Origin of the sequence: Shewanella metallivivens (genome assembly GCF_028750675.1) — a bacterium.
Lineage (GTDB): Bacteria > Pseudomonadota > Gammaproteobacteria > Enterobacterales > Shewanellaceae > Shewanella > Shewanella metallivivens.
Genome location: NZ_JAQQPZ010000005.1, coordinates 149,967 through 161,593 on the forward strand (window position 1 = coordinate 149,967; position 11,627 = coordinate 161,593).

The following is an 11,627-nucleotide window of genomic DNA, read 5'->3' on the forward strand; positions in this document are numbered from 1 at the left end:
TAAGTTTGATCAGAGTCGCAATTTGGAACCACCTTCAAATCGACTAAAACTTGTGCTTTTGTATCTATTTCGTTGGCAAGTTTCATATCACGGTTGACTCATTAGATGGCACTGGCCACTTTGTTGAGCTCGCTATTATGACCGACGACGAATCGATGCTAATTGCTTATAGATCTAAACTTGTGACGTGGCTCAAGAAGTCCGCAGAGATTGAAAGGTAGATTCCTACCCTATCGATTAGTTTTAGTTTCCTATAGTTCAATCAAGCAGTGCTTATTGCTATTAAAGAGCCAATTAGTTAGAGCCTTCTGGATTAAGGCAAAAAGAGAGAAATGGAGAGAAGTTGGATGTCGATCAGCATCGCATGTAACACATATGAGTCTCCCGCCAGTCAATAGCCGAACTTAACTAATTTGGCTGCTTTTGCAGTCAAATTAAAATCAATCAACAAATCCATCTACTTCGCATGTTGTCGGACTGGTTTTCCGCTGCGATCCAAGCCAGCCGCAAATGCGGACGTTACCCATAGATTTTCTCATCAATAACGGCAGCTCAAGAGCCACTGCCATAACTCACTTTTGCCATAAAGTCAGTTAGAGTAGATGCTTCATGTCGACAACTCACTCTCCATTTTCCATACTTTACCTAATCTGACAGAATCGCTTTAGACAATCAGGTCCAACATGGAAATTCTATCCAGTTACCGTAATTTTCTTGCAAAAGTCTTTACCTTCAGCTTGAATGCGTTTTCTGTTCGCGAACAGAAAACACAACGGAGCAGGGTTATGCTTAAACCACAAGATCTATTAGTTACTTTTAAAATTCTGAGTTATGAAATTGGTTGCTCATCTGTAAAGAGTAGAAGTCACAACTCAAGGAAGGCTCCATGGGTAATCTTTGAACTTTGGGGCAGAAATGTGTTAGTCCTTAACCGGCTTCCTCACCAAAATAGCCAAAAAATATCAAACTTTAATATAAACGCACACTAATATCATTGTAATCTCTGAAGGAAGGTCATACTCGATGAACAATTTACATTGCTCATCACACTCAAGCAGAGCGACTCTATTTTCACAATTTATAATGCTTTCAAAGAGAAGCATAGCTATAAATATTGGTAAAAATTAAGAACATATCGATGCTGATTTTACCATTTATGTACTGAAGAAATGGTTACATAGGCATGTAGAACTGTCGAACCTCCAGACATTAAGCATATAATGTCTGGAGGGATATTACGGTATAATGACATTAATAATGACAAGTTTTGCAGTCTCGATCTGCAGTTTTACCATCATGACATGACCAACAAAACTCCTTATTATTATGACCTTGTAAAGTAAAGTTATATCTTTGTGGTTCAAATAATGCTTCACCATCGATAGGACTATGACAGTCAGCGCAGGTGTAGAAACCATTTCTTGCATGAGTTTCAGAAGAAAAAGTTACGGCACCTTTACCGCCACCACCATATTGTCGGTCCTCTTCAATTGGCGTTGCCATTGCACTAAAACTAATTAATTCAAAGGCAACCACAGCGAGCAATAAACAAAGGTTTGCTGTGGTAAGCTTCATTAGACCTCCTGCATCACAATCGATGGGTCATCTGCATCACCGGTTAGTACCATGCTAGACACTAGCTCAGTATGGAAGCGCGCAAATTGCATCTCCACCCCTTTGACTCCACCACCCAGACTTGCTCGCAACATAGGCCGACCGACCAATACCGCTTGAGCGCCATAAGCTAAAGCTTTGAGCACATCCCCCCATCACGAACACCACCGTCGACTAAAATGGGCATTGTATAACCACGATCTCGTAGCGCTTTTACAATTGATGGGAGTACATGCATTGTTGCCGGTGTAGAGCTCAACACCCGCCCAGCAGAGTCTACGTCGATTGCAAAAAATGGGGCTCCAACATCTTGCACAATATCAAGTCGTTCAAATGCCGATTATTGTTTACTAGCCAACAAACCCTAGAACAGCTTGAAATTAAGGGCTTCTATTTAGGATTACTGTACCTTTTACGACCCCAACGGATCTCGTTACCGCCACTTCGTAACCGAAAAAATGATATAGGTTTATTACTGATACATTTTACCGAGCAAGCCTGTCAAATACTTGAGCGGGAGTATTTATCAACTCCTGTAACGTTAATTGAAAAACTAGAATCTTACGACTTCCCAGGTAATATAACCGAACTCAAATCATTGGTTTTTAGCGCCGCTCATATTAGTTATGGTAATGAGTTGTCGGTGACACCATTTCTTCAAGCACTAAACCAGTCATCCCCTTCACAAGTAAAGCAAGACATAAAGTTCCCAGAAACGCTTCCAACAATTAATGATGTAGTGCAAAAGCTCATCCATGAAGCATTAGTTCGCACAAATAACAATCAAAGTGCTGCAGCGAAGTTACTAGGTATCACTCAGAGTGCTTTAAGCCGTCGCCTAAGTAAAAGTGAATGAAATTAATTGGAAATGGAAATCTACATAAGGTGGGATGTAAGCTTTGCTCAAACGGGTACCGTGTCAGCGCAATTTTGAGTTTGAAATGCTCTACATGCCTTAGACTTGGTCGGTATCGAACGCAAAAAACCTTAAGCCAACTTCACGACTTTTAATTTTGTGATCAGAATGATTTATTTGTCTATCATTTACTTGCATAATCATATACAAAGGCAATTGATTTAACATGCATTTGGGTTAAGAAATATCACCATTAGAGACGATTTCAAACCTCTATTGGCAGTAGATATTTTTGACGATACCCAATCCACAAAGGTGTTATCTTTGGTATGAGAACTTGTGAGAGCGTAAGTTTATGATAAAAAGTAAAAAAACCTTTCGAATAATTTTACTGTATAGCATTAACAACCTAAAGGCTTAGGCGTAACTAAATATTCAATATGTTTGCTAAGAAAAATTTATCGTAATGCTGTCTGAAAAGTATTCAGTTTACAATAATAGGGATAATATTATATGAGCTATAAGAATTGGCCAATTTCGAAACAGATCGGGTCGCTCGCTTTACTTTGCTCGATTTTAATTTTTGGCCTAATGTCATATTTCTCCTATAAAACCGCATCAACAACGTTGAATGACAAGGCTATAAGTGCAATAAGTGCTCAAATGCAAAGCAATGCAGAGCTGATTAAATTACAATATGACAGCATGTTAACATTAGCTGAACGTAGTGCAGACATTTTCCGAACACTGTATCCCGAAAGACTCTACCTTGATGGCTCAACGGTTTCAATAGCGAACATTACTGCCCCATCATTAATGCATGGTACAGAGCAAATTAACACATCTAACACCAATGTTGATAAATACACTGAACTGACTGGCGGTGTTGCAACTATTTTTGTACGCAACCAAGATGATTTTACTCGCATTTCAACCTCATTAAGAAAAGCTGATGGTGAACGTGCAACAGGGACTAATTTAGGCACTGGGCATCCAGGATATCAACGACTCATAAAGGGTGAAGATTACCAAGGTTATGCTAAATTATTTGGCAAAGATTACATGACGATCTATCGACCACTTAAAAGCGAGAATGGTCAGGTTATAGCGATTCTATTTACTGGTTTTGATATTACTGAGTCAGTGGCTCACGTTCAACAAGCCATAAAACAACAAACACTCGAAGAATCAGGCTACTATGCAATTATCCGTAACTCTGACAATCACATTATCGTTCACAAAAATATCCACAATGACACCGTCTTTGATCCATCATTATTTTATGGACTGCCAATTGAAAAAGTCTTAAGTCATCGAGAACCTCTTTATTATACATCTCCTAATGGCAAAAATATTTTTGCTTACTCCATTCCTATCTTAGGTTGGAATTGGACCATGACAGGTTTAGTGCCTGAAGCGGAATTACATGATGAAAGTATGGATATTCTGAAGCTTAACTTGCTCATAGCTGTTATCGGGATCATTTTAATCTCAGCCTTGTTATTCACCGTAATCAAGAGCACCATTAATCCTTTACAAAAACTTAAGTCAAAAATCGCCACATTAGGACAAGGTGACTTATCACAACACTTTGAATTAAGTGATCCTGATAGTGAAAATGAAGTAGACCAAATCACAATGAGCATCAGTAATATGGCTTCAAATCTGTGCTCACTGATCAACTCATTGCAACAATCTGTAGTGATTTTGGAGGATCAAGCCCAATACAGTTTGCAAGTGGCTTCTATTAATGGGGATGAAGCAAAATCTTTACTTCTTCAAACCGAACACATTGCTACAGCGATTGAAGAAATGTCGGCCTCCATTAAAAATGTGGCAGAAAATTCTGGGCAAGGAGCATTACAAGCACAAGAAATTGATAACGCTTCTAACGATGGGCACCAACAATTGACACAGGTAGTCACTGCAATGCAATCGCTGAGTGAGCAACTCACACAAACTCAACAGAATATTGAGGGAGTAAATCATGAGAGTGTGGCAATCAGTAAAGTAACCGAAGTGATTAATAGTATTGCTGAACAAACAAATCTATTAGCCTTAAACGCCGCAATTGAAGCGGCCCGAGCAGGAGAACAAGGACGTGGTTTTGCCGTGGTGGCTGACGAAGTGAGATCGTTAGCCAAACGCACTCAAGAATCTATCAGTATCATCAGTTCGACTATTAATAAGTTGCAAAAACAAGTTGAAATCACTACGTCACAAATGAAAGAGTGCCAAGAGTTAGGTTTATCTTCTGTTGTACAGGGAGATGCCGCTAACAATCAATTGAGTCAGATTAACGCTAACATCGCTGAAATGGCGATGTTCTCTTCAAGCATCGCAACAGCAACAAAACAACAAAGTACAGTGGCAGATGAGGTTTCTAATAGTCTTCATACTATTTCTTCACTTGCATCTGACAGTGATGAACGTGCAACAAAAGCAGTTAAAGGGGCCACTGAACTCACATTATTAGCCCAGAATATTAAAGGTCAAATAGGAGTGTTTAAAGTAAAATAAATACAACTATGCCTAATGCCGTTCACTTAAGGTGAGCGGCATTTTTTTCTTTACGACTAGGTAGTCATTTTTATCTGGGCATTGCTGTTCATACACAAACAGGTGGGACCTGTGGTCGATTTAGTTAACTCTCCGACTAGGCAATCCAAGGTGAAGATGTTTTCCATAAATGGATCCACTCAGGAACTGAGCTAGCTGGCATAGGCCTTGCTATTCCGAAACCTTGTGCTAATTGACATCCCATCTTGAGTAATTGTCGACCATGCTCTTTGGTTTCGACTCCCTCCGCGATTACAGTTCGACCGAAAGTCTTCGATAATTCAATGACACTTTTTACAATGGCTTGATCATCCATATCATCTAACATGTCAATAACAAAGGATTGATCTATTTTTATCGAATCGGTCATTAGCTTCCTCAAATAACTTAACGATGAATACCCCGTTCCAAAGTCATCTAACGAAAAGCGTATCCCTAATTGTTTGCATTGATCAATAACCTCAGCGATGTGTTGAGTATCTTTGATAATACTGGATTCAAGAATTTCAAATTCAAGCAGACCTGCTTGAAAACTATTGTTGAGAAATAAGACTTCTTTTAATTGTTCAATGAAATCTTCATGTTGAAGTTGTAATGGACTAACATTCACACTAATGGGTATAACTAAACCCAAATCACGCCATTCGTTATGCTGCTTTATTGCCTGGTCAATTACCCATTTACCTAACTCAATAGCTAGAGGTTCCTCTTCAATGAACGGCAAAAAGCGAAATGGTGGCAAAAGACCTTCTGCCGGATGTTGCCAACGGATTAAGGCCTCTAAACCAACAATTTCATTAGTTTCCATATTGATTTTGGGTTGATAGAATAACAAAAACTCATTATTACTAAATCCTTGGGTTATGTATTCTAGCTCTCGATATTGTAGTTTTATCGCTACATCATTTTCAAAGTCAAATTCATGAATGCAATTTCTCCCTAGCTCTTTAGCCTTATACATTGCTTGATCAGCATGACGAATAAGTATGTCTGCATAACTATTGTCCTGCGGGAAAAAGGTCACTCCAATACTCACGGTTATAGAAAGCCGCGTATTTTCGATAATAAATTTTTCTGTGATTGAGGAAAGTATTCGCTGTAATACTTCTCTGGCTTGATGCTGAGTGTTTAAATCATCAAGAATCAAAACAAACTCATCTCCGCCAAACCTGGCAAGTGTATCTTCTTCTCGTATTACGGTTTTAAACCGATTGGTTACGAGGCAAAGCAACTCATCCCCTATATCATGACCATAGGCGTCATTTACCTCTTTAAAACCATCCAAGTCTAAGAAAGCTATAGCTATTTGCTTATTATTCCGCTGCGCTTTGATAATCGCTTGCCGCATTCGATCAGCTAACAAATTTCTGTTCGGCAAATGTGTAAGCTGATCATAATTTGCTGCAAACTTTAACTTCTCATTTAACTCTTTTAATTCCTGATTGCGTTTTTCAAGTTTACGTTGATTCTTTTTTGCATCGGTAATATCTTGAAATATACCACTTAACTTTTCAACAACACCATCGACATAAGTGACATTACAAGTCGTTCTAACGTCGATTTTGCGTCCTTTTGTGGTATAAGTCTCAAGCTCTAAATCATACTCTTCACCAAATTGAATAGCAGCATCAAGTGCTTCTGATAATAATTTTTGGGAGTCGGGTAATAAATAACTTACTACGATGTCAACGTTAGGAATATATTCTTGCGGGGTTGTTTCATAAATTCGGTAAGTTTCATCTGTCCAAATTAAGTTATTGTTGTGCAAGTTGAGTTGCCAACCACCTAGCTTGCCTATTTCTTGAGATTCTCTCAATAACTCAGTTGTCGTTGCAAGTAGTTCTTCCTGCTTCTTACGAAAGGTAATTTCTTGGTGCATACCAATCATTCGTGTAGGTTTGCCGTCAACATCCCATGAAATAGCTTTGCCTGTAGACAATACCCAAACATAATGACCACTTTTGTGTTTCAAACGAACTTCTAACTCACAAAGTTCGCTTTGGCCTTGACAGTGGTAATCATAATTCCTAATTGCCTTAGGTAAATCATCAGGATGTAATACATCTAGCCAAGTTTGGTAATCAACAGGCATTAACTCCGATAAGCTATAGCCTATAATCTCAGCCCAACGTTCATTACAAACAAGACCACCATTTTCAACACGCCAATCCCAGACACCAACATTGGTAGCATCTAAAACTAACTCATTAACCTCTTGGCTTACCGTATTCTTGTTCATGGCTTCTTACTGTTTGGGATAAAAAGTTATGGTTTGAACTAGCCTTTTATAAATAAGAGTTTTTAGCTTTCATAAATCAAAAAATAGACTTATTACTGTTTATACTTTAATAGTTAGGCTTCATTAAAGAAACAATATTCTTTAAAGTAAGGTAGACCTAACTATCAATTAAATCAAATCAAATAGTTAACAAGCAAAAACACACAACCAACACTTCTGACACCGCATTAAGTATCCGTTCCATCAGAAGTATTACCAGTTGCTGCCCAGCCTAACGAAGAAAACCATGGTGCTACTGCTTCAAATTCTATACATACACCGTCTTCGTAACAAACCTAAACATTGAATGGTTCAAACTCATCATCGTTCATCGTCGGCACAATACAACTAATTTTAGTAGTAACGACAAGAAATTATCGTGATAGCATGATCATCAGCAACATAAACCTATTTGTGTCAAAAAATACCAAGCGACCAAAAGCCAGATAAGTTTTACTTTAGTCGCTCTGGTTACCAATACCCGCATTTGAAGAACGTTTAACATCATTGATGCCTCTATGCCGACCGAAATTAAGGAAAGTCGAGTTATGTTGTGGTTAAGGAAGCCAATAAGCCACTGCAATATTAGGTGTGGTTTGCTAGACGCTTAAGTTATTATCAATGTCTTTCAATGATTCGGTTCCATATTGCAGATCACAAAATAATCGACAATGTGTTAACATTATCTCGTCACTTATCGCGCCATAAAGAGGGTCTCACTCATGAACGCAAGACTCAGTTATTGGATGCCGTTTATCTCCATAGGGATCGTTATCATCGATGGTTTGACGTGGTTTAATTGATACGACTAACCCAGTTAAGACATAATTGATTTAACTGGAGATTGAAATAACTAAACGTAAAACCTATTCAAAAGAGTTTAAGCTTGATGCCATTGCGCTGGTAAGAGAGCAAAATTATAGCATTGCTGAAGCTTCAAGAAATCTAGAAGTGAGTGCTCAGCTCCTCGGTCGCTTGATAAAAGAATCCGAAAATGATGATGGTCATGCATTCAGAGGAAACGGCAAGCTAACACCTGAGCAGCAGGAAATTCGTCAACTAAAAGCACAAGTCAAACGCCTAGAAATGGAGCGTGAAATATTAAAAAAAGCGACGGTCTTCTTTGCCAAAGAAACGAAGTAAAATACACGTTTATTGCCCAAAATAAGAAGATCTGGCCTGTGATAGTAATGTGTCGCGTGTTGGGTGTAAAAAACAATAACTACTACAGTTATCAAAAGCGAAAACCACAAAAGTCTGTTGATACAGAGCATCAAGAGTTGCTCCAGTGGGTAAAGAATATTGCTGAGTTTAGCGATAATACCTATGGCGAAAGGCGAATTCAAAAAGCATTAAATACGCTTGATTATCCTGTCGGGCGCAGGAAAACAGCACAATTGATGAAAGAGGCAAACGTTTGGGTGCGCTACAAGAAAAAGTATAAAGCAACGACGAATAGTGAACACAATAAGCCAATATACGATAATGAACTCACACAGAATTTTGATTTTCAGAGCGCCAATCAAGCGTGGGTGCAAGATATTACGTATAGTGTGCCCGGAGTTCAGCACTAGCATGGAATGCTTTAATGAACCACGAGTCTATCTGAAATACATAAACACTACGGCAGGAGCTACATTGTTTATGGCACTATCTGGTTGTGCAGATAGTTGAGTCTGAGCGGCAGTGACTTATCGTATGCTGATAAGGTGATGTAACTCGCTGACAACGGGGAGTGAGGCGAATTCGTTAAGCCAAGATGCTCCTCTAGACTAAGTATTGGACGGATGAAGAACATGAACCGATTAACCCGCATCTATGGGCTGAAACGTCGCCATTACCTACACGAATTAATAGGTAATATGGTGCTGCAATAGTGCTAAATGTATGGGCATTATTACCGAATTAATGAGTAATAAATAACTACTTATTAATGGATAAACGTTAAATCACAATTCTGCGTTTAAGCATCATCACCTTACAGCACGATAAGGTCAAAGACTGCGATCGGCATCCTCCCCAATATGTTCGAGTTCAGGTAGGTAAACCGGGGAAGGTTTGTTTTGAATGCTAAGGGAGCATGACCCTGATGACAAACAAACTGGCGGAGTGTTTGTAGTAGTCTGAGATGGGGAAAGCCCATTACATGGCGAAGGGACACAGTTTAATTGATTTGCGTAAGTAAATTACCTGACCTTAATGAGGTGAAGACCTTTGATAATCAGCGAACAGCAACGTAAATTAGCAACATGGACAGCAACCGATAAAACGCGTCGCGTTAATCGATTGCTGCGCCTTATCAGTCACCCGCATTGGCTTCGCCAAGCGGCTGAAGTAACGCTTTCTTCAAAAGGAGCTAAAACGCCTGGTGTTGATGGAATAACAAAGATTCATATACAGGCTAATTTGGCTGGTTATCTTGATGAGATCAGAAACGATCTGCTGTCAGGTAACTATCAACCGATGCCTGCTAGACGGATCTATATCCCCAAGACCAATGGAAAGCTACGTCCTCTAGGTATACCAACGCTTAGGGACAGAATAGTTCAACGTGCCATGCTCATGGCAATGGAGCCGATATGGGAAAATGATTTTCATTCGTTGTCCTATGGCTTTAGACCAGAGCGCAGTGTCCATCACGCCATTCGTACGGTTAAACTACAAATGACCGAATCCAATGAGCCGAGAGGTCGCTGGATAATTGAAGGAGACCTATCAAGCTATTTTGATACAGTTCACCATCGATTATTGATGAAATGTGTTCGTAAACGGATCAACTGCCGTCGATTTAATGATTTGCTTTGGTGCTTCATTAAAGCTGGACACATTGAACGTAACCTATTTTGTGCAACCAGCGAAGGCGTACCACAAGGTGGTGTAATTTCTCCGTTATTGTCAAACATAATGCTTAATGAGTTCGATCAATATTTGGATAAATGTTACTTGAGTAAGAAAGCCCGTAAAGACCGCTGGTACTGGAACCACAGTATCAAAATCAAGCGAAAACCTGCGGTTGAGGAAAACAGACAATGGAAACCAGCCGTTGCTTATTGCCGTTATGCTGATGACTTTCTAGTGATTGTCAAAGGCAATAAACAACAAGCAGAGGCTATTCGGGACCAATGTCGACACTTCCTAGAAGGTAAGCTGAAACTCAGGTTAAATATGGATAAAACTCATATTACACATGTGAATGACGGTTTTATATTTCTCGGACATAGGATCATTCGAAAGCGTGGACCTAAGGGAAATATGCGAGTGGTGTCTGGTATTCCAAACGGTAAAGCCAAAGCATTTTCTCATTCATTGAGTCAGGCTTTATCAGGGGATCATAGCTGTAGCAAGATAGACAAAGTGGAACAACTCAATCGTAAACTTAAGGGGTGGGCACAATTTTATCGACATACTGATTACACCGCGAAAATTTACAGCAAAATTGATCGTATTATTTTCTGGAAACTCGCCAAGTGGTTGGCTAGGAAATATCGTTGTTCTATTAAATCGTTAATGATGAAATGGATCAAACGTCCGACACCAAATCAGGCAACGACATAGGTGTTATTTGGTAAAAGCAATCGTGGAAATTTATGTGGCGCGTCACTATTTAGATTAGTGAGTAGCCCTAAATTACCCTTTAGATGGCGAGCACCAGAAGCAAATCCCTACCTCAGAGATGAAATTAGAAATACTGTCACGTCTCGCTATAGCGATGTTGCCATGGCTGTTAGCCACAATTAAGCGGAGAGCCGTATGCGCTGAAAGGTGCACGTACGGTTCGGAGAGGAGAAGCAGAGAAATAGTTCGACTACGCTCTGCCTCTTACTCTACTATGGACTTCAGAGGGATGGCTGTATTTAGCCGTCGTAATCGATCTCTATTCCCGTAAAGTGGTCGGCTGGAGCATGGATAGCAGAATGAAAGCGCAACTTGTTTGTGATGCGCTAACAATGGCCATCTGGCAAAGAAAACCTAAAGCGGGCTTGATAATACATTCAGATCAAGGTGTTCAATATGCGAGTCATCAATATAGACGAATACTGAGAACACATGGATTTGTAGGCAGTATGAGTAAAAAAGGATGTTGTTGGGATAATGCAGTAGCAGAAAGCTTTTTTGGCAGTTTGAAACAGGAACGGGTTCACTGGCGAAACTATCGAACGCGTTATGCTGCCCAGCAAGATGTCATGAATTACATCACCATGTGGTACAACAGCCAACGAATGCATTCATACCTTGACTACCAAAGTCCCAATGAATTTGAGCGTATGGATAAGCAGATAAAAGAAGTCGCTTAACGAACTTAACTAGGGTGACCGAATT

General features: G+C 39.5%; 7 protein-coding genes and 2 pseudogenes. 5 read left to right on the forward strand and 4 right to left on the reverse strand.

Translation table 11 applies throughout. The features are described from left to right. Positions 1-1,251: 1,251 nt before the first annotated feature. The 3 genes from PQR79_RS08755 to PQR79_RS20280 are packed head-to-tail and all read right to left on the reverse strand — an operon-like array spanning position 1,252 to position 1,930. Positions 1,252-1,575 carry a cytochrome c3 family protein gene (locus tag PQR79_RS08755; RefSeq protein WP_238106388.1) on the reverse strand — a complete coding sequence of 108 codons (324 nt, stop codon included), beginning with the start codon at positions 1,573-1,575 and terminating at the stop codon, positions 1,252-1,254. After that, a complete protein-coding gene (locus PQR79_RS08760; protein WP_274408449.1) occupies positions 1,575-1,760 on the reverse strand; it encodes an alpha-hydroxy-acid oxidizing protein in 186 nt (61 codons plus the stop codon). The genes PQR79_RS08755 and PQR79_RS08760 overlap by 1 nt, the downstream gene beginning before the upstream one ends. Continuing rightward, a complete protein-coding gene (locus PQR79_RS20280; protein ID WP_368389127.1) occupies positions 1,745-1,930 on the reverse strand; it encodes an alpha-hydroxy-acid oxidizing protein in 186 nt (61 codons plus the stop codon). Before PQR79_RS20280 ends, PQR79_RS08760 begins: the two co-directional genes overlap by 16 nt. Here PQR79_RS20280 and PQR79_RS08765 point away from each other — a divergent pair. Both PQR79_RS08765 and PQR79_RS08770 read left to right on the forward strand, forming a co-directional pair. Continuing rightward, on the forward strand, positions 1,925-2,470 hold the full coding sequence (locus tag PQR79_RS08765; protein ID WP_274408450.1) for an AAA-type ATPase lid domain-containing protein: 546 nt from the start codon (positions 1,925-1,927) through the stop codon (positions 2,468-2,470). The two genes, PQR79_RS20280 and PQR79_RS08765, sit on opposite strands and share 6 nt — an antisense overlap. A gap of 513 nt (positions 2,471-2,983) precedes the next feature. Beyond that, entirely contained in the window at positions 2,984-4,990 is a 2,007-nt protein-coding gene (locus tag PQR79_RS08770; protein WP_238106390.1) for a methyl-accepting chemotaxis protein, read from the forward strand. A 136-nt stretch (positions 4,991-5,126) separates the two neighbouring features. On the opposite strand, the gene PQR79_RS08775 is transcribed toward PQR79_RS08770, so the two are convergent. Further along, positions 5,127-7,268 (reverse strand): putative bifunctional diguanylate cyclase/phosphodiesterase, encoded by a 2,142-nt coding sequence (locus tag PQR79_RS08775; protein WP_238106391.1) that lies wholly within the window; start codon positions 7,266-7,268, stop codon positions 5,127-5,129. An 888-nt stretch (positions 7,269-8,156) separates the two neighbouring features. On the opposite strand from PQR79_RS08775, the pseudogene PQR79_RS08780 reads away from it, so the two are divergent. The 3 genes and pseudogenes from PQR79_RS08780 to PQR79_RS08790 all read left to right on the forward strand — a co-directional run. After that, positions 8,157-8,857, forward strand: a pseudogene (locus tag PQR79_RS08780) (IS3 family transposase); the annotation flags it as partial. Positions 8,858-9,521: 664 nt separating this feature from the next. Next, the gene (gene ltrA, locus PQR79_RS08785; RefSeq protein ID WP_438270812.1) at positions 9,522-10,862 is read left to right on the forward strand and encodes a group II intron reverse transcriptase/maturase; all 1,341 of its coding nucleotides are present in this window, start codon (positions 9,522-9,524) and stop codon (positions 10,860-10,862) included. Between the two features lie 266 nt (positions 10,863-11,128). Continuing rightward, a pseudogene (locus PQR79_RS08790) lies at positions 11,129-11,602 on the forward strand (IS3 family transposase); the annotation flags it as partial. Between the last annotated feature and the right edge of the window lie 25 nt (positions 11,603-11,627).

Coding starts and splice junctions, on each gene's coding strand:
- PQR79_RS08755 (WP_238106388.1), bottom strand. CDS start 1,575: ATGAAGCTTACCACAGCAAACCTTTGTTTATTGCTCGCTGTGGTTGCC.
- PQR79_RS08770 (WP_238106390.1), top strand. CDS start 2,984: ATGAGCTATAAGAATTGGCCAATTTCGAAACAGATCGGGTCGCTCGCT.
- PQR79_RS08775 (WP_238106391.1), bottom strand. CDS start 7,268: ATGAACAAGAATACGGTAAGCCAAGAGGTTAATGAGTTAGTTTTAGAT.